Below are 18,182 nucleotides of genomic sequence, written 5' to 3'. Positions count from 1 at the left end.
CGTCGTGACGATGACCGTGGTGGGCGTCCTGCGGGTGGTGGCGGCGGTTTCCGTCGTGATGACCGTGGTGGCGACCGTCCGTCCTTCCCGCGTCGCGACGACAGGGGTGGCGACCGTCCGTCGTACCCGCGTCGTGATGACGAGCGTGGTGGGTTCCGTGGCGGTCGTGACGACCGTGGTGGTGACCGTCCGTCCTTCCCGCGTCGTGATGACCGGGGCGGGGACCGTCCGAGCTTCCCGCGTCGTGATGACGAGCGTGGTGGGTTCCGTGGCGGTCGTGACGACCGTGGTGGTGACCGTCCGTCCTACCCGCGCCGTGATGACCGGGGTGGCGACCGTGGTGGGTTCCGTGGTGGCCGCGATGACCGCGGTGGCGACCGTGGCGGCTTCCGCGGGCGTGACGACCGGGGTGGCGACCGTGACTTCCGGGCCGACCGTGACCGGGACCCGGTCAAGCGGCTTCCGATCGACGACGACATCACCGGCCACGAGATCGACGCCGATGTGCGTCAGGAGCTCCTGAGCCTGCCCAAGGGCCTGGCCGAGGAAGTGTCGCGGAACCTGGTCATGGTGGCCCGGCTGATCGACGAGGACCCGGAGCAGTCGTACGCGTACGCCCGCATCGCCCTGCGTCTGGCCTCCCGCGTCGCCGCCGTCCGCGAGGCCGCCGGCTTCGCCGCGTACGCCACGCAGAAGTACAGCGAGGCGCTCGCCGAGTTCCGTGCCGCGAAGCGGATGACCGGTTCCGTCGAGCTGTGGCCCGTGATGGCCGACTGCGAGCGCGGCCTCGGCCGTCCGGAGCGGGCGCTGGCCATGGCCGGTGAGCCCGAGGTGCAGAAGCTGGACAAGGCCGGCCAGGTCGAGATGCGTCTGGTCGCCGCCGGTGCCCGCCGTGACATGGGCGAGCTCGACGCGGCCATCGTCACCCTGCAGAGCCCGGAGCTGGCCTCCAGCTCCGTGCAGCCGTGGACGGCCCGCCTGCGGTACGCCTACGCCGACGCCCTGCTGGCGGCCGGTCGTGAGGACGAGGCGCGCGAGTGGTTCGCCAAGACCCTCGAAGCGGACAAGGAGGGGGCGACCGACGCCTCCGACCGCCTCGCGGAGATCGACGGCGTCGAGTTCGTGGACGCCGCGACCCTCGCGGACAACGCTCACGACGACGACTCGGACGCCGACTTCGGCGACGAGGACGACGAGGACGACGGCCAGGACGACGCCGAAGTCGCCGCCGCCGAGCGCGCGGGTGACCAGGCCGAGTACTACGACGAGGACGACGACGAGTACGAGCCCGTCGAGGACTCCGACGTCGATGTCACCGACGAGATCGTGGTCATCGAGGACGACGAGGACGACGAGGACGACGAGGACGACGAGCGCGACGACGAGCGCGACGACGAGCGTGATGAGCGCGACGACGAGCCTGACGACCAGCGCGATGAGCTCGACGACCGCGATGCCAGGAACGAGCGCGACGAGCGCGACGACCGGGTCTGAGCGGCCTGACTGACACGCACGAAAGGGCGGTACCCCACCGGGGGTACCGCCCTTTCGTGCGTTCGGGCCCGACCGACCGGCGGGCCGGCGATCAGTCGAGGCTGCGCAGGACCAGGCCCGTCGCCGGCTTCGGTCCGAAGGACGTGGACTTGCGGGGCATCGTGACGCCCTGGCGGGCCAGGTCCCGCACCACGTCCTCACGTACGGGGTGCAGCAGGACGGCCGTGCCGCCGTGCCGTTCGGCCATGGCGACGGTCGCGGGGGCGTCGTGGATGTACGTGATGTGGTCCGGTGCGTCCGGTACCCGCCACAGGGTGTCCAGCAGGGAGGCGTGCAGCACCGTCGCGTCGAGCCGGCGCCAGGCCTCGGGGCGGTCGCGGCGTACGGTGCGGGCGATCAGCTCCGGGTCGGGGTCGGTGACCAGGTGGAAGGTGCCGTCCCCGGTGAGCAGGAAGGCGTTGCCGCGTTCCGATGCGTCCCCGAGGACCTCCAGGGCGAGCGGCAGGGGCCCGTCGACGGGGCGGACGCGGAAGTGCCCTTCGAGTGCGGCCAGCGCGTCGGCGAGGGGGAGGCGGCGCAGCATCCGGTGGATGGCGCGGACCTGGAGCGGGTAGCGGGCCGTGTCGACGAGGAGGACCAGGCCGAAGTCCCACGGGGTGGGGGAGCCGTGCTCCTCCTGGAGGCGCAGGTACGTCGCCCAGCGGTGGTGGCCGTCGGCGATGAGGGCCTGGCGGTGGCCGAGGTCGGCGGCGACGGCGGCCAGTTCGGACGGGTCGGTGACGGCCCACAGCCGGTGCAGGAACCCGTCCTCGGTGACGGTGGACAGCAGGGGGGTGCGGGTGGCGGCCGCCTCGACGACCGCAGCGGCTCCGGTACCCGGTCCGTCACCGCGGTAGGTGAGCAGCAGCGGTTCCAGGTTCGCCGACGTCGCGCGCATCAGGCCGGCGCGGTCGGTGACGACGTCCGGCATGACGTCCTCGTGCGGCAGGACGATGCCGGCGTCCGCGGTCGACAGGGCCAGGGCGCCGACGACGCCGCGTTGCAGGAGAGGGCCCTTGCGCTGCTCGTAGACGTAGAGCGCGGCGTCGGGATCGGCGCTGAGGACGCCCTCGGCCAGCCAGTCGTGGAGGGTGCGGGCGGCCTGCTCGTTGCGGGCGGCCGGGGTCTCGGCCTGCGGGAGGATGAGCCGGACGATGTTGTGCGGGTCGGCGGATTCGAGGTAGTCGACTCCGTCGGGTCGTACGACCACGTCGTACGGCGGCGAGGTGACGGCGGACAGGCTGCCGACGCGTTCCGGGACGTAACGCAGTCCGTGGAAGGGGATCAGGCGCAGCCCGTGCTCCGCGTTGCCAGGTGTGGTCATTGGTGCATGGTAAGACCCGTCTCGCGATGCGGGATGATCGGGGGAGCAGTGGGTAGCGCAATATCGGACAAGTTCGATCATGTGAGGAGCGCACCGGATGAGCCGGCAGAGCAGGACCAGTCCCGCGGGCAGTGAGCGGAGTCTGCACCAGGCGTACGACACGGCCCTGCTGGACCTGGACGGGGTGGTGTACGCGGGGGGCCGCGCGATTACGCACGCGGTGGACTCCCTCGCGGTGGCCCGGGAGGAGGGCATGCACCTCGCCTACGTCACCAACAACGCGCTGCGGACGCCGGAGGCGGTCGCGGAGCACCTCGGCGAGCTCGGCATTCCGACGGACGCGGCCGAGGTGATCACCTCGGCGCAGGCGGTGGCCCGGCTGATCGCCGATCAGGTGGAACCCGGCGCGAAGGTGCTGGTGATCGGGGGCGAGGGGCTGCGGGTCGCGTTGCGCGAGCGCGGGTTGGTGCCGGTGGACTCGGCGGAGGAGGAGGGGCTCGCGGCGGTCGTCCAGGGGTACGGGGGGCCGGACCTGGCGTGGGGGCGGTTCGCGGAGGCCTCGTACGCCATCAACCGGGGGGTGCCCTGGTACGCGTCGAACACGGACCTGACGATTCCGGGCGCGCGCGGGATCGCGCCGGGCAACGGGGCGGCCGTGGAGGTCGTACGGATCGCGACGGGCGCGGAGCCGCAGGTGGCGGGGAAGCCGCTGCCCCCGATGCACCGGGAGACGGTGCTGCGGAGCGGGGCGAAGCGGCCGCTGGTGGTCGGGGACCGGCTGGACACCGACATCGAGGGCGCCCACAACGGGGACGTCGACTCGCTGCTCGTGCTGACCGGGGTGACGGACGCCGCGCAGTTGCTGCGGGCCGAGCCGAAGCACCGGCCGACGTACGTGGACCGTGACCTGCGCGGGCTGTTGACCGGGCAGCCGGAACCGACGGAACGGGCCGGTGCCTGGCGGTGCGGTGGCTGGAGCGCCGTGGACAGGGGCACGTACCTGGACGTCTCGAAGGTCTCGGACACCGGGGGGACGCCGGGGGCGGAGGCGGACGGGGACGCGGGCGCGGACCCGGACCCGATCGACGGGCTGCGGGCGCTGTGCGCGGTCGCCTGGTCGGCGGCCGGGGACGGCTCCTACGCGCACGACGTGGCGAAGGCGCTGGCCAAGTTGGGGCTCTGAGGCGGGCGTTCAGTCGGGCGTCCAGTCGGGCCTTCACCCGGTCCTCACCCGGGCGTTCCCGCGGGTGTTCGGCTGGGTCGTTCGGATGAACGTATCGTCGATTAGGTAGGTTAGCCTAACCTTCGTGTTGGTCGACAGTCCCCCCGAATCCTCCGCGTCCGAGCGGAGCACCGTGCCGGTCTCCGCCGGTCGCCCGCGCCACGCCGCGCGCGCGGCCGGGCTGCTCGGCGCGGTCGCCGTACTGGCCCTCGTCCTGGTGGCGAGCATCGCCGTCGGGGCCAAGCCGATGTCCCTCGGCGAGGTCTGGCACGGCCTGTTCTCGTACACCGGAACCCCGAACGACGTGGTGGTGCGGGACCTGAGGGTCCCGCGCACCCTCCTCGGGGTGCTCGTCGGGTTGGGCCTCGGCCTGTCCGGCGCGGTGATGCAGGCCCTGACCCGCAACCCGCTGGCCGAGCCCGGCATCCTGGGCGTGAACGCGGGCGCCGCGGCCGCCGTCGTGTCGGCCATCAGCTTCTTCGGGGCCGCCTCGCTGACCGAGTTCGTGTGGTGGGCCTTCCTCGGTGCGGGCGTCGTCTCCGTCGCCGTCTACGTGCTCGGGGGCAGCCGCAGCGCGACGCCGGTGCGCCTCGCGCTCGCCGGTACGGCCGCCAGCGCCGCGCTCGTCGGCTACATCAACGCCGTGCAGCTGACGGACTCCAAGGCGCTGGACAAGCTGCGCTTCTGGACGGTCGGTTCGCTGTCCTCCGCGACCATGGACACCGTCCAACAGGTCGCCCCCTTCCTGCTGGCCGGCGCGGCCCTCGCGCTGCTGCTGGGGCGCCCGCTCAACGCCATGGCCATGGGCGACGACACGGCGCGGGCGCTCGGCACCCACCTGACGCGGACCCGGATCGCCGCGATGGTCGCCATCACCCTGCTGTGCGGGGCGGCGACCGCGGCGTGCGGGCCGATCGTGTTCGTCGGGCTGATGATCCCGCACCTGGTGCGGGCCGTGACCGGGCCGGACATGCGCTGGGTGCTGGTGTACTCGGCGGTGCTGGCGCCGGTCCTGTTGCTGGGCGCCGACGTCATCGGACGGGTCGTCACCCGGCCCGCGGAACTGCAGGTCGGCATCGTCACGGCGCTGATCGGCGGCCCGGTCTTCATCCACCTGGTGCGGCGCAAGAGGATGGCCCAGCTGTGAGCGCGAACGGTACGAAGACCGCGGCCGTCGCCGGCGCCGCCGCTCCGAAGGCACGGCTACGGGCGCTGCGCGGGCCCGGGCGGACCTCGCTGCGCGTGGAGCCGCGCGCGCTGGTCACCGGCGTGCTGCTGGCCGTCGCGACCGCGGTGCTCGCCGTCGTGCTGATCGGCACCGGCGACTTCGAGATCGCGCCCGCGGACGTCGTACGGACCCTGTTGGGCAACGGCAGCCCCGCCCACGCCTTCATCGTCAACGACCTGCGGCTGCCCCGGGTCCTCGTCGCCGTCCTGGTCGGCGCGGCCCTCGGGATGTCCGGCGCGGTGTTCCAGTCCGTCTCCCGCAACCCGCTCGGTTCGCCCGACCTGCTGGGCTTCGGGCACGGCGCGTCGGTCGGCGCGCTCGTCGTCATCGTCGTCTTCAACGGCGGCGCCGGCCAGGTGGCGCTGGGCGCGCTGGTCGGCGGTCTGCTGGCGGGCGCCGCCGTCTACCTGCTCGCGTACAAGCAGGGGATCCAGGGGTACCGGTTGGTGCTCGTCGGCATCGGTTCCTCGGCCGTGCTCGTCGCGGTGATCCAGTACCTGATGACCAAGGCCCAGGTCGTCGAGGCCACCCGGGCGATGGTCTGGCTGACGGGTTCGCTGGCCGGCCGGGACTGGGCGCAGGTGTGGCCGCTGCTGGCGACCTGCGCCGTACTGTTCCCGCTGGTCCTCGGGCAGAGCCGGGCGCTGCGCACGATGGAGATGGGTGACGACGCCGCGTACGCGCTGGGCGTGCGGGTGGAGCGCACCCGCATGGTGCTGGTGCCGGCGGCGATCGTCCTGACCACCGCAGCGGCCGCGGCCGCCGGGCCGATCAGCTTCGTCGCGCTGGCCGCGCCCCAGCTGGCGCGGCGGCTGAGCCGCTCGACCGGCTCGAACCTGCTGACCGGCGCGCTGATGGGCGCCGTCCTGCTGCTGGCCTCCGACCTGGCCTCGCAGCGGGCGTTCGGCGCGGACCAACTGCCGGTGGGTGTGGTGACCGGGCTCGTCGGCGGTCTCTACCTGCTCGGGCTGCTGGTCTCGGAGCGCAAGGCGGGCCGCATATGAGGGCGCGGGCCGGCGGAACCCGCCCCGGCGATCAACGCGACGACGAGTCCGGCGACGCGCTCGGCATCGGCAACCAGTCCGGCAACCAGTCCGGCAACCAGTCCGGCCCTACGAGGAGTACGCACGTGCAGCGGCTGATCGCGGAGAACGTCACGCTCGGCTACGACCAGCGGATCATCGCGGAGAACCTGTCGGTGGAGATACCCGACCACTCCTTCACGGTGATCGTGGGCCCCAACGCCTGCGGGAAGTCGACACTGCTGCGGGCCCTGTCGCGGATGCTGAAGCCGTCCACGGGGCGGGTGCTGTTGGACGGGCAGGCCATCGCGTCGATGCCCGCCAAGAAGGTGGCCAGGACGCTGGGCCTGCTCCCGCAGTCCTCAATCGCCCCCGACGGCATCACCGTCGCCGACCTCGTCTCGCGCGGCCGGTACCCGCACCAGGGACTGTTGCGCCAGTGGTCGCCGCAGGACGAGCGGATCGTGAACGAGTCGATGGCCGCCACCGGGGTCGGCGAGCTCGCCGACCGGTCCGTGGACGAGCTGTCGGGCGGGCAGCGCCAGCGGGTGTGGATCGCGATGGCGCTCGCCCAGCAGACCCCGCTGCTGCTGCTCGACGAGCCGACGACCTACCTGGACATCCAGCACCAGCTCGACGTCCTCGACCTGTGCGCGGAGCTGCACGAGGAACAGGGCCGGACCCTGGTGGCGGTGCTCCACGACCTGAACCACGCCGCCCGCTACGCAACCCACCTGATCGCGCTGCGCGGGGGAGTCGTCGTCGCTCAGGGGCCGCCCGCCGAGGTGGTCACCGCCGAGCTGGTGGAGGAGGTCTTCGGGGTCCGCTGCCAGATCATCGAGGACCCGGAGACGGGAACGCCCCTGGTGGTGCCGGCGGGCCGCTCGGCCCGTACGCGCGCGGCCGCCGGAGCGCCCTGAACCGCGGGGCCCCGCCCTACAGCAGGGACTTCAGGCGCAGCAGATCGCGGAAGCCGGCCTCCAGCCGGACCCGGCCGGAGGCCCAGGCCTTGGGGAACTTCAGCTCGCCCGCGACCAGCGCGAGCAGGTCGTCCCCGGTCATCGCGAGCCTGATCCCGGCCTTCGCGCGGGGCGGGCCGGGCTCGACCGCGTCCACCCGGATCCGGCCGTCGTCGAGCCGGCCGGTGAAGGTCCGGTCGAGGTCGGTGATGTGACAGCTCAGGGAGCGGTCCAGGGCGGTCGCGCCGCGCACGTCGCCCTCGGCCCGCGCCAGGTTGTCGGAAAGTCGGTCGAGTGCTTCGCGGCACTCCTCGATCGTAGCCATGGTGATCACGACCGTACCGCAGAGCCGTGCGCGGCCGTCGACGCGCTTCGCGGTAGCGTCGCACCATGACCGACGAACGACCGGAGAGCGCCGCGGACCGCCCCGAGGGGCCAGGAACGGCGTCCGGCGAGGACCTCGCGTCGGAGTCCGCCGCACCGGCCGCGCCCGCTCCGCTGGGCGTCGTACGGACCCCCACGGGCCACGCGGGCGTCGACGGCCATCTGGAGCGGCTGGCGGACGCGGACCGGCTCGCGGCGGACGGACACGTCGAGGTGTACGAGGATGTGCACAGGGGACTGCGCGAGGCGCTGACCGTGCTGGACGCACCGACCGTCCCCGGACCTTACGAAAACAGGAGCTGAACCGATCGTGGCAGGAGTGGCACGCCGCCGCCTGGACGCCGAACTCGTACGCCGCAGCATGGCCCGCTCGCGGGAGCACGCGGCGCAGCTGATCGCCGCCGGTCGGGTGACGGTGGGCGGAACCACCGCGACCAAGCCGGCCACCCAGGTCGAGACCAGCGCGGCCCTCGTCGTGCTGAAGGACGACAGCGATCCCGACTACGTCTCCCGGGGCGGCCACAAGCTGGCCGGCGCCCTCGCGGCGTTCGGGCCGCAGGGCCTGGTCGTCGAGGGTCGGCGGGCGCTCGACGCGGGAGCCTCCACCGGCGGCTTCACCGACGTGCTGCTGCGGGCGGGCGTGGACCACGTCGTCGCCGTCGACGTCGGCTACGGGCAGCTCGCCTGGTCCCTGCAGAGCGACGACCGGGTCACGGTGAAGGACCGCACCAACGTCCGCGAGCTGACCGTCGAGCTGATCGACGGGATCCCGGTGGACCTGGTCGTCGGCGACCTGTCCTTCATCTCGATCGGGCTGGTGCTGCCCGCGCTCGTACGGTGCACGGCACCCGGCGCGGACCTGGTGCTGATGGTGAAGCCGCAGTTCGAGGTGGGCAAGGACCGGCTCGGCAGCGGCGGCGTGGTGCGCAGCACCGAGCTGCGCGCCGAAGCGGTGCGCGACGTCGCGGCGCGGGCCTGGAAGCTGGGGCTGGGCGTGGTCGGGGTGACGGCGAGCCCGCTGCCCGGGCCGTCGGGGAACGTCGAGTACTTTTTGTGGCTGCGGGCGGGAGCACCGGCACTCGACCCGGGGGATGTGGACCGTGCAGTGGCGGAGGGGCCTCAGTGACAGATTCGTCGGCGTCAACGGGTTCGGCATTTCCGACGGGTCCGGGAGAACCGGATCCGGCGGCGGCGCGCACCGTGTTCCTGGTCGCGCACACGGGGCGGCCCGCGGCCATCCGCAGTGCGGAACTGGTCGTGCAGGGCCTCCTCAAGTCGGGCCTCGGGGTCCGCGTCCTGGAGCACGAGGCGGCGGACCTGCCGCTGCCGCCCGAGGTGGAACTCGTCGCGGAGTGCACGCCCACGGTGCTGGAGGGGTGTGAGCTGCTGATCGTGCTGGGCGGCGACGGGACCCTGCTGCGCGGGGCGGAGTTCGCGCGCGGCTCGGGCGTTCCGATGCTCGGCGTCAACCTCGGCCGGGTCGGGTTCCTCGCCGAGGCCGAGCGCGACGACCTGGACCGGGTCGTGGACCGTGTCGTCACCCGGGAGTACGAGGTCGAGGAGCGGATGACCCTCGACGTCCTCGTACGGACGAACGGTGACGTGGTCCACCGGGACTGGGCGCTGAACGAGGCGGCCATCCAGAAGGTGTCCCCGGAGCGGATGCTGGAGGTGGTCCTGGAGATCGACGGGCGCCCGGTGACCGGCTTCGGGTGTGACGGGATCGTCTGCGCGACGCCGACGGGCTCCACGGCGTACGCCTTCTCGGCGGGCGGACCGGTGGTGTGGCCGGAGGTGGAGGCGCTGCTGATGGTGCCGATCAGCGCGCACGCGCTGTTCGCGAAGCCGCTGGTGACCTCGCCGGACTCGGTGCTGGCGGTCGAGGTGCAGACGGGCACCCCGCACGGCGTGCTGTGGTGCGACGGGCGGCGGATGCTGGAACTGCCGTCCGGGGCCCGGGTGGAGGTCCGTCGGGGCACCGTTCCGGTGCGGCTCGCCCGGCTGCACCACGCGTCCTTCACGGACCGGCTCGTCGCGAAGTTCGCGCTGCCGGTCTCGGGCTGGCGCGGCGCGCCCCACTAGGCGCAGGGCGTCCGAAGCCTCCCTCGGGGACCGTCCCATAAGTCGGTATTGGTACACGCGTTCGAAACGCTCGGGGTGGGTGCTGTCCCATGGCACCGGTGAAACCTCGGTATCGTCGTCCCGTGCTTGAGGAGATGCGGATACGGTCGCTCGGGGTCATCGACGACGCTGTGGTCGAGCTGTCGCCCGGATTCACCGCGGTGACCGGCGAGACCGGCGCGGGCAAGACGATGGTCGTCACCAGCCTCGGCCTGCTGCTCGGCGGCCGCGCCGACCCGGCCCTGGTCCGGATCGGGGCCAAGGCCGCGGTGGTCGAGGGCCGCATCGTCCTGCGCCCGGACTCGCCCGCCGCCCTGCGCGCCGAGGAGGCCGGGGCGGAGCTCGACGAGGGCGTCCTGCTGATCAGCCGGACCGTGTCCGCCGAGGGGCGCTCGCGCGCCCACGTCGGCGGCCGCTCCGTGCCCGTCGGCCTGCTCGGCGAGCTCGCGGACGAACTGATCGCCGTGCACGGCCAGACCGACCAGCAGGGCCTCCTGCGGCCCGCCCGGCAGCGCCAGGCCCTCGACCGGTACGCCGGGGACGCGGTCGCCGTCCCCCTGGAGAAGTACGCCGGCGCCTACCGCAGGCTGCGCGCCGTCGCCGTCGAGCTGGACACCCTCACCACCCGGGCCCGGGAGCGGGCCCAGGAGGCGGACCTGCTGCGCTTCGGCCTCGACGAGGTCGCCGCCGTGGAACCGCTGCCCGGCGAGGACGCCGAGCTCGCGGCGGAGGCCGAGCGGCTCGGACACGCCGAATCGCTCGCGTCGGCCGCCCAGGTCGCCCACGCGGCCCTCGCGGGCAACCCCGAGGACCCGGAGGGCATCGACGCGAACACGCTCGTCGCGGGCGCGCACCGGGCCCTGGAATCCGTACGCGCCCACGACCCGGTCCTCGGCGCGCTCGCCGAGCGCATCGGGGAGCTCGGCATCCTGCTCACCGACGTGGCCGGCGAACTCGCGGGGTACGCCGACGACCTCGACGCCGATCCGCTGCGGCTGGCCGCGGTGGAGGAGCGCCGGGCGGCGCTGACCCAGCTCACCCGCAAGTACGGCGACTCCATCGACTCCGTGCTCCAGTGGGCCCAGCAGGGCTCCGCCCGGTTGCTGGAGCTGGACGGGGACGACGAGCGGATCGCGGAGCTGACCGCCGAACGGGACGCGCTGCGCGACGAACTGTCGCTGCTGGCGCAGGCGTTGACGGACGCACGCGGCGAGGCGGCCGAACGGTTCGCCTCCGCCGTGACCGCGGAACTGGCCTCCCTGGCCATGCCGCACGCCCGCGTGACGATCGACATCCGGCAGACCGAGGACGCCGAGGGCGTCGAGGTCGGCGGCCGCCCGGTCGCCTACGGACCCTCGGGCGCCGACGAGGTCGAACTGCTGCTGGCCCCGCACCCGGGCGCCCAGCCGCGGCCGATCGCCAAGGGCGCCTCGGGCGGTGAGCTGTCGCGGGTCATGCTCGCCGTGGAGGTCGTCTTCGCCGGGTCCGACCCGGTGCCCACCTACCTCTTCGACGAGGTCGACGCGGGCGTCGGCGGCAAGGCGGCCGTCGAGGTCGGGCGGCGGCTCGCGAAGCTGGCCAAGTCCGCGCAGGTCGTCGTCGTCACCCACCTTCCGCAGGTGGCCGCCTTCGCCGACCGGCAGTTGCTGGTGGAGAAGACCGTCGACGGGTCCGTGACCCGCTCGGGCGTCACCGTGCTGGAGGGCGAGGACCGGATCCGCGAACTGTCCCGGATGCTGGCCGGGCAGGAGGACTCGCAGACCGCCCGGGCCCACGCCGAGGAACTCCTCGACGCGGCGCGCGCCGACGCCTGACACCGCCGGAGGGGCCCGCGGCGACGTCCGCCCCGGGCCCCTCCGGCACATCCGGGAGGGTCGGGGCAGGGCTCCGGCCGGCTCCGGGGTGACGTCGAAGTAGCCCGTGTGGGTGAGGCCTGCGGACGTCGCGCGGTATCCCGTACGGGATCCGCACCCGTATGGTCCCGGAACGCGCGTGCGGACTGGCATCCTGGGCGACGTCCCTGACTCCTCCCCCTGGAGCTTCGGCCCGTGAGCAGCTCCCCGGTTTCCTTCCCCGCTCCCGCACAACCGTACGGGCGGCCCCCGCTGCGCACCGTCCAGATCCTCGGCGGTGCGGGCGCGGGCAGCAGCGCCCACGTACGGTCCCTGACGACCGGTCTGGCCGCGCGCGGGGTACGCGTGACGGTGTGCGCCCCCGTCGCGTCGGAGGGGGAGTACGACTTCACCGGCGCCGGCGCCGAGTTCACGCCGGACGCCGCGAGCGCGCTGCGGGCCGCCTGCGCCGGGGCGGACCTGGTGCACGCGCACGGCGTGCGCGCCGGCATGCGGGCCGCCCTGGCCCTGCGCGGCCGACGGGTGCCGCTGGTGGTGACCTGGCACGGCGGCGCCCCCGAGGCGCCCGGCCCGTTCGGCCGCCTCGGCCGACTGCTGGAGCGGCACGTGGCCCGCACCGCGGCGGTGGTGCTGGGCGCCTCCTCCGACCAGGTGGACCTCGCCCGGCTGCGCGGGGCGCGCGACGCCCGACTCGCCGCCGTGGCGGTACCCGCGGGGCTGCCCGACGGGGCGGAGCCGGTGGTCGACGCGGACAAGACCCGGGCCGAACTGGGCGTCGTGGAGCGGCCGTTGGTCATCGCCGTCGGGAGCCTGGTGGCCCGGCGCGGGTACTCCGTCCTGCTGGACGCGGCGCGCGCCTGGCGGGCCCTGGACCCGGTACCGCTGCTCGTCATCGCGGGGGAGGGGCCGCTGCGGGCCGAACTGTCCCGGCGCATCGAGGAGGAGGGCCTGCCCGTACGGCTGCTGGGCCGGCGCCGCGACGCCGACCGGCTGCTGGCCGCCGCCGACGTCGCCGTGCTGCCGAGCCGCTGGGAAGGACGCTCGCTGCTGGCCCAGGAGGCCCTGCGGGCCGGGGTGGCCCTGGTTGCCACCGAGGTCGGCGCGGTGCCCGAGCTGGTCGGCGACGCGGCCGTGCTCGTCCCGTACGGGGACCCCGGCGCGCTGGCCGGCGCCGTGGCCGCGCTGCTCGGCGACCCCGGGCGGCGCGCGGACCTCGCGGCGGCCGGGCGGGCCCAGGCCGCGACGTGGCCGTCCGAGGACGACACGGTCGCGCAGGTCCTGTCGGTGTACGACGAGCTGATGGAACGCGGCCGCTGACGCGGGCCGCCCCTGGGTCCCTCGGAGCGCCGACGCCGACGCTCACGCGGGCCGCTTCAGGGGTGCCTCAGGACGCTGACGCTGACGCCCGCCGCCCGGGTGCCTGAGGACGCCGACCCTGACGCGGGCCGCCCCAGGGGGGCCTCAGGACGTCGACGCTGATGCCCGACGCCCCCAGGTGCTTCAGGAGGCCACCACGTGCCGGCGGGCGCGCAGGGCCAGGCTGAGGGAGAGCACCGTCTCCGGGTCGTCCAGGTCCGCGCCCAGCAGCTCGGAGATCCGCGCGAGGCGGTTGTAGAGGGTCTGGCGGTTCAGGTGCAGCTCCCGGGCCGTCTCCGCCTTGCGCCCCGCGTGCGCCAGGTACGTCTCCAGGGTGGGCAGCAGCGGCGGCCGGGACGCGGCGTCGTGGACGCGCAGCGCCCCGATCGCCCGGTCCACGAAGGCCGCCAGGTCGGGGTGCTCGCGCAGCCGCCACAGCAGCAGGTCGATGTCCAGGCGGCGGGCGTCGTACCAGGGCCGGGGCGGGAGCCCGTGGGCCGCCGTGGCCGTCTCGGCGGCGTGCCGCAGGCCCGCCGAGGCGGCCGCCCAGCTGCCGCAGACACCGACGACCACCGCCGGGGGCGCCCCGGCCCGGTCCAGGCCCGCCCGCTCGACGCCCGCCCGCAGCGCGGCCGCGACCCGGTCGGAGACCGTGGTGCGCTCCGACTCCGCGCGCAGCGACACCAGCAGCGGTACCCGTCCCTCCACCGGACGGACGCCCAGCAGCACCGGGACCCCGACCGACGCCAGCTCCTCCAGCACCGCCCGGGCCAAAACGGCCCAGTTCCCCGAGGCCCCCAGGTCGGTGGACAGCCGCATCACGATCGGCAGCAGCGGTCCCGTACCCGGTCGGAAGCCCAGCACGCGGGCCTGCGCCGGGGCGTCCTCCGCCGAGATGCGGCCCTCCGCCAGGTCCGTCAGGAAGTCGCCGCGGCCGCGCGCCGCCAACTCCTCCTCCTGCCGGGCCTGCATCAGCACCACGGCCAGCACCCCGGCCGTCCGCTCCGCCGCCATCCGGTGCACCGGCAGCAGCGGCGCCGACACCCCGGCCAGCACCAGCCGGGCCCGGACCGAGCCGGTGCCGTGACCGCCACCGGGCACGTCGATCACCACCGCGTTCCCCGAGGGCTCGACCTCGCGCTGACCGCGCAGCCCCTCCCACACCTGGAGCGGGTCCGCCGCCGCGTCCCCGGCGACCGGGCCGGCCGCGTACAACAGCTGCCCGTCGGGTGTCTCCAGGAAGACCGGGTTCGCCGTGAAGTCGGCCAGGATGCGCAGCACCTGCGGGATCCCACCACCCTCCAGCAGGGCCTCCGTACAGCGCCGGTGGACCTCCTCGGCCCGCTGGAGCAGCGCGTAGTGGCCGTTGACGATCTCGGTGTGGACCTCCTCGGTGACCGCGACGAACGGCACCTCCCGGTGCAGTTGCACCAACGGCAGGCCGGCCGCGCGGGCCGTCTCCACCAGGGTCGCCGGCAGCCGCGTGAAGCGCGGCCCCAGCTCGACGACCAGCGCGGCGATGCCCCGGTCCGCGAGACGGCGTACGAAGGCCCGCTGCTCGGCGGGCCGGGTGCCCAGGCCCAGACCCGTGGTCAGCAGCAGCTCGCCGCCCTTGAGCAGCGAGGCGATGTTGGGGACCTCGCCCGCGTGCACCCAACGGACGGTCCGACCGACCCGGTCGGCGCAGGCCACCACCTCCGGGAGACCGCCGCGCAGCCCCGGCAGCTCCAGTGCCCGCTGAACCGTGATCCCGCCCTGATTGTCCATGTCGCCGGACGCTACCAGGGGGTCACGCGGGAGGAATGTTGTGGTTGAAGCGGAACACGTTCTCCGGGTCGTACTCCTGCTTCACCATCCCCAGCCGGCGCATGTTCTCCGCGCCGAGCCCGGCCACGATCCGCCCCGCGCCCTCGTTCCCGGTGAAGTTGAGGTAGACCGCGCCGGTCGACCAGGGCGCCGCGTCCGCCCGTACCTCCTTGACCCACTGGCGGCACGGCTCGTCGTCCGCCGGGTCCTCCCAGATCGCGAACGGGTGCACCGCCCAGGCCGCGTCCCGGTACGGCACCGGGTAGTCGGCCGGCCCGTCGGCGATCGCGCCGCCCTGCGGGAACACCAGGTGCTGGGTGCCCGTCGGCACCGGCATGGTGCCCGCCCGCGCGCAGAACGCGTCCACGAAGGCGTCCGGGAGGCCCGTCAGGTACTCCGCCGACCAGTAGTTCCGCAGCCCCGGCGGGTCGTCGATCATGCACTGGAGATCGGCGTACGCGATGGCCGTCACGACCTCCGACTCGTGCGGCAGCGCCAGCAGCGGCTCGGCCAGCCTGCGCATCTCGTCCTCGGGACCGGCGTACGTCAGCAGCACGCCCGCCATCAGCCGGCCCACCAGGTGCTTCGGTACGAACTCCTCCGGCGGGCCGGTGAGGTACAGGGCCGCCCCGCTCGCCTCGCGCGGGCCCTCCTCGACGACGGCCCGGAACGTACGGACCACCTCAGGTCCGTACTCGGGCAGGTACAGCAGGAACGCGATCGACATGGCGGGCAGCTCGTGCAGCCGCAGCGTCATCGACGTGGCGATCCCGAAGTTCCCGCCGCCGCCGTGCAGCGCCCAGAAGAGCTCCGGGTGGTCCTCGGCGGTCGCGGTGACCCTCTCGCCGTCCGCGGTCACCAGGTCCACGCCCAGCAGGTTGTCGACGGCCAGCCCGAACTTCCGGTCCAGCCAGCCCGATCCGCCGCCCAGCACGAAACCTCCGACTCCGGTGGTGGAGGCCCGGCCGCCGGTCGTCGCCAGGCCGTGCGGCTGGCAGGCCCGGTCCAACCGGCTCATGGTCGCGCCGCCGCCCACCCGCACGGCCCGGGCCCCCGGGCTCACCGTCACCTCGTTCATCCGGCGCAGGTCGACCACGAGCGCGCCGTCGCCCGAGGACATCCCCGCGACGCTGTGCCCGCCGCCGCGGACCGCGATCGGCAGGTCCATCTCACGGCCGAAGCGGACGGCCGTGACCACGTCCGCCTCGCTCTCGCACTGGGCGATCACCGCCGGACGCCGGTCGATCATGGCGTTGAAGACCGCCCTGGCCTCGTCGTAGCCGCTGTCCTCCGGAGCGAGGACGGGGCCCGAGAGGTCCTCGCGGAGCGCGGCCAGCGCCGCGGTCGCCTTCGATGGGGAAGCCATGACCGGCCCCTTCCGAGAAGGACAAAGGACCACTCCAGGCTAGGCGCGCCACCGGCCCGGGGCATCCCGGGACCGGACGCCGAACGGGCCGCCCCCACGTGTGTGGGGGCGGCCCGGTCGGGAACGACCATCGGGCGTCAGCCCCCGTACGCCCCGCTCGCCGTCAGCCGCAGCGCCGTGTCGATCAGCGGGACGTGACTGAAGGCCTGCGGGAAGTTCCCGACCTGCCGTTGCAGCTTGGGGTCCCATTCCTCGGCCAGCAGCCCCAGGTCGTTGCGCAGGGCGAGGAGCTTCTCGAAGAGCCGCCGGGCCTCGTCGACCCGGCCGATCATCGCCAGGTCGTCGGCCATCCAGAACGAGCAGGCCAGGAAGGCACCCTCGTCGCCCTCCAGCCCGTCCACACCGGCCTCCTCGCCGGCCGTCGGGTAGCGCAGGATGAAACCGTCCGGGGTCGACAGCTCGCGCTGGATCGCCTCGATGGTCCCGATGACCCGCTTGTCGTCCGGGGGCAGGAAGCCCATCTGCGGGATCAGCAGCAGCGAGGCGTCCAACTCCCGGGACCCGTACGACTGCGTGAACGTGTTGCGTTCCTTGTCGTAGCCCTTCTCGCAGACGTCCGCGTGGATCTCGTCGCGCAGTTCCCGCCAGCGCTCCAGCGGGCCGTCCGCGTCCCCGCTCTCGATCAGCTTGATCGTGCGGTCCACGGCCACCCAGGCCATCACCTTGGAGTGCACGAAGTGCCGGCGCGGGCCGCGCACCTCCCAGATGCCCTCGTCGGGCTCGCTCCAGTGCGTCTCCAGGTAGCGGATCAGCTTCAGCTGGAGCACCGAGGCGTAGTCGTTGCGGGCCAGACCCGTCATGTGGCCCAGGTGCAGGGCCTCGGTGACCTCGCCGTACACGTCGAGCTGGAGCTGGTGGGCCGCGCCGTTGCCGACCCGGACCGGGCCGGAGTTCTCGTAGCCGGGCAGCCAGTCCAACTCCGTCTCGCCCAGCTCCCGCTCACCGGCGATCCCGTACATGATCTGCAGGTTCTCCGGGTCGCCGGCCACCGCGCGCAGCAGCCAGTCCCGCCAGGCCGAGGCCTCCTCCCGGTAGCCGGTGCGCAGCAGCGACGACAGGGTGATGGCGGCGTCCCGCAGCCAGGTGTAGCGGTAGTCCCAGTTGCGGACCCCGCCGATCTCCTCCGGCAGGGAGGTGGTCGGCGCGGCGACGATGCCGCCCGTGGGCCCGTACGTCAGGGCCTTGAGGGTGATCAGGGAGCGCACCACGGCCTCCCGGTAGGGCCCGTGGTACGTACAGTGCGCCACCCAGTCCCGCCAGAACTCGGTGGTGGCCTCCAGCGCGCCCTCTGCGTCGGGGCGCTCGGGGGCGCTGCGGTGCGAGGCCTGCCAGCTGATGGCGAAGGCGATGCGGTCGCCCGGACCGACGGTGAAGTCGGAGTACGTCGTCAGGTTCTTGCCGTACGTCTCCGCGTCGGTGTCCACCCAGACCGAGTCCGGGCCGGCGACGGCCACGGTACGGCCGTCCACCTTGTGCACCCAGGGCACGATCCGCCCGTAGCTGAAGCGCATGCGCAGCGACGAGCGCATCGGGACGCGCCCGCTGACCCCCTCCACGATGCGGATCAGCTGCGGCGCGTGGTCCTCGCGCGGCGGCATGAAGTCGATGACGCGGACGGTCCCCCGCGGGGTGTCCCACTCCGACTCCAGCACGAGCGATTCACCGCGGTAGCGGCGACGGTCGGCACGCGGCGGCTCGGTCCCGGGCGGGACCGCGGGACCGACCCGCCAGAACCCGTGATCCTCGGTACCGAGAATGCTCGCGAAGGCGGCAGGGGAATCGAAACGGGGCAGACACAACCAGTCCACCGCCCCGTCCCGGCAGACCAGCGCCGCGGTCTGCATGTCCCCGATCAGTGCGTAATCCTCGATGCGCCCGGACACGTTGCATCTCCAGTCGAACGGCCACGTCCGCCCCTGAGGGCGCTTGCATTGCGCGGATGCGCGGT

General features: G+C 73.8%; 15 protein-coding genes and 1 pseudogene. 10 read left to right on the top strand and 6 right to left on the bottom strand.

Annotated features, from left to right (window positions below; all coding sequences use genetic code 11):
- Positions 1–489: pseudogene (locus AB0D46_RS13100) on the bottom strand (hypothetical protein); the annotation flags it as partial.
- Between the two features lie 15 nt (positions 490–504).
- On the opposite strand from AB0D46_RS13100, the gene AB0D46_RS13095 reads away from it, so the two are divergent.
- Positions 505–1,494: a hypothetical protein gene (locus AB0D46_RS13095; RefSeq protein ID WP_362877385.1), complete on the top strand. Its 990-nt coding sequence runs from the start codon at positions 505–507 to the stop codon at positions 1,492–1,494.
- A gap of 91 nt (positions 1,495–1,585) precedes the next feature.
- On the opposite strand, the gene AB0D46_RS13090 is transcribed toward AB0D46_RS13095, so the two are convergent.
- Positions 1,586–2,857 carry a DUF1015 domain-containing protein gene (locus AB0D46_RS13090; RefSeq protein ID WP_362877384.1) on the bottom strand — a complete coding sequence of 424 codons (1,272 nt, stop codon included), beginning with the start codon at positions 2,855–2,857 and terminating at the stop codon, positions 1,586–1,588.
- A gap of 97 nt (positions 2,858–2,954) precedes the next feature.
- Between AB0D46_RS13090 and AB0D46_RS13085 the strand changes: the two genes are divergently transcribed.
- The 4 genes from AB0D46_RS13085 (at position 2,955) to AB0D46_RS13070 (ending at position 7,249) form a co-directional block, all read left to right on the top strand.
- Entirely contained in the window at positions 2,955–4,040 is a 1,086-nt protein-coding gene (locus AB0D46_RS13085) for an HAD-IIA family hydrolase (protein ID WP_362877383.1), read from the top strand.
- Positions 4,041–4,212: 172 nt separating this feature from the next.
- Positions 4,213–5,226 carry an iron chelate uptake ABC transporter family permease subunit gene (locus AB0D46_RS13080; protein WP_362877398.1) on the top strand — a complete coding sequence of 338 codons (1,014 nt, stop codon included), beginning with the start codon at positions 4,213–4,215 and terminating at the stop codon, positions 5,224–5,226.
- A 65-nt stretch (positions 5,227–5,291) separates the two neighbouring features.
- Positions 5,292–6,311: an iron chelate uptake ABC transporter family permease subunit gene (locus tag AB0D46_RS13075; protein WP_362877397.1), complete on the top strand. Its 1,020-nt coding sequence runs from the start codon at positions 5,292–5,294 to the stop codon at positions 6,309–6,311.
- A complete protein-coding gene (locus tag AB0D46_RS13070) occupies positions 6,308–7,249 on the top strand; it encodes an ABC transporter ATP-binding protein (protein WP_362877382.1) in 942 nt (313 codons plus the stop codon). Before AB0D46_RS13075 ends, AB0D46_RS13070 begins: the two co-directional genes overlap by 4 nt.
- Positions 7,250–7,265: 16 nt before the next feature.
- Here the strand turns inward: AB0D46_RS13070 and AB0D46_RS13065 are convergent, their stop codons facing one another.
- Entirely contained in the window at positions 7,266–7,613 is a 348-nt protein-coding gene (locus tag AB0D46_RS13065) for an SCP2 sterol-binding domain-containing protein (RefSeq protein WP_362877381.1), read from the bottom strand.
- Between the two features lie 65 nt (positions 7,614–7,678).
- Between AB0D46_RS13065 and AB0D46_RS13060 the strand changes: the two genes are divergently transcribed.
- The 5 genes from AB0D46_RS13060 to AB0D46_RS13040 all read left to right on the top strand — a co-directional run bounded on the left by AB0D46_RS13060 (position 7,679) and on the right by AB0D46_RS13040 (position 12,963).
- Positions 7,679–7,975: a hypothetical protein gene (locus tag AB0D46_RS13060; protein ID WP_362877380.1), complete on the top strand. Its 297-nt coding sequence runs from the start codon at positions 7,679–7,681 to the stop codon at positions 7,973–7,975.
- A 7-nt stretch (positions 7,976–7,982) separates the two neighbouring features.
- Positions 7,983–8,798 carry a TlyA family RNA methyltransferase gene (locus AB0D46_RS13055; protein ID WP_362877379.1) on the top strand — a complete coding sequence of 272 codons (816 nt, stop codon included), beginning with the start codon at positions 7,983–7,985 and terminating at the stop codon, positions 8,796–8,798.
- Positions 8,799–8,872: 74 nt separating this feature from the next.
- Positions 8,873–9,754 carry an NAD kinase gene (locus tag AB0D46_RS13050; protein WP_362877378.1) on the top strand — a complete coding sequence of 294 codons (882 nt, stop codon included), beginning with the start codon at positions 8,873–8,875 and terminating at the stop codon, positions 9,752–9,754.
- A 134-nt stretch (positions 9,755–9,888) separates the two neighbouring features.
- Positions 9,889–11,607, top strand: coding sequence for a DNA repair protein RecN (gene recN / locus AB0D46_RS13045; protein WP_362877396.1), 1,719 nt, complete (start codon positions 9,889–9,891; stop codon positions 11,605–11,607).
- Positions 11,608–11,841: 234 nt separating this feature from the next.
- Positions 11,842–12,963 carry a glycosyltransferase family 4 protein gene (locus tag AB0D46_RS13040; protein WP_362877377.1) on the top strand — a complete coding sequence of 374 codons (1,122 nt, stop codon included), beginning with the start codon at positions 11,842–11,844 and terminating at the stop codon, positions 12,961–12,963.
- A gap of 183 nt (positions 12,964–13,146) precedes the next feature.
- On the opposite strand, the gene AB0D46_RS13035 is transcribed toward AB0D46_RS13040, so the two are convergent.
- The 3 genes from AB0D46_RS13035 to AB0D46_RS13025 form a co-directional block, all read right to left on the bottom strand.
- Positions 13,147–14,769: a PucR family transcriptional regulator gene (locus AB0D46_RS13035; protein ID WP_362877376.1), complete on the bottom strand. Its 1,623-nt coding sequence runs from the start codon at positions 14,767–14,769 to the stop codon at positions 13,147–13,149.
- 22 nt (positions 14,770–14,791) lie between these two features.
- Complete coding sequence (locus AB0D46_RS13030) at positions 14,792–16,174, bottom strand: FAD-binding oxidoreductase (protein WP_362877375.1); 1,383 nt, start codon at positions 16,172–16,174, stop codon at positions 14,792–14,794.
- Between the two features lie 137 nt (positions 16,175–16,311).
- Positions 16,312–18,117, bottom strand: a complete 1,806-nt coding sequence (locus tag AB0D46_RS13025) for a glycoside hydrolase family 15 protein (protein ID WP_362877374.1) — start codon at positions 18,115–18,117, stop codon at positions 16,312–16,314.
- Positions 18,118–18,182: the final 65 nt, after the last annotated feature.

Origin of the sequence: Streptomyces sp. NPDC048383 (assembly GCF_040651775.1) — a bacterium.
GTDB lineage: Bacteria > Actinomycetota > Actinomycetes > Streptomycetales > Streptomycetaceae > Streptomyces.
This window is presented reverse-complemented; position numbering and strand designations above follow the sequence as displayed.

Coding starts and splice junctions, on each gene's coding strand:
- recN (WP_362877396.1), top strand. CDS start 9,889: ATGCGGATACGGTCGCTCGGGGTCATCGACGACGCTGTGGTCGAGCTG.
- AB0D46_RS13035 (WP_362877376.1), bottom strand. CDS start 14,769: ATGGACAATCAGGGCGGGATCACGGTTCAGCGGGCACTGGAGCTGCCG.
- AB0D46_RS13090 (WP_362877384.1), bottom strand. CDS start 2,857: ATGACCACACCTGGCAACGCGGAGCACGGGCTGCGCCTGATCCCCTTC.
- AB0D46_RS13070 (WP_362877382.1), top strand. CDS start 6,308: ATGAGGGCGCGGGCCGGCGGAACCCGCCCCGGCGATCAACGCGACGAC.
- AB0D46_RS13030 (WP_362877375.1), bottom strand. CDS start 16,174: ATGGCTTCCCCATCGAAGGCGACCGCGGCGCTGGCCGCGCTCCGCGAG.
- AB0D46_RS13065 (WP_362877381.1), bottom strand. CDS start 7,613: ATGGCTACGATCGAGGAGTGCCGCGAAGCACTCGACCGACTTTCCGAC.
- AB0D46_RS13060 (WP_362877380.1), top strand. CDS start 7,679: ATGACCGACGAACGACCGGAGAGCGCCGCGGACCGCCCCGAGGGGCCA.
- AB0D46_RS13085 (WP_362877383.1), top strand. CDS start 2,955: ATGAGCCGGCAGAGCAGGACCAGTCCCGCGGGCAGTGAGCGGAGTCTG.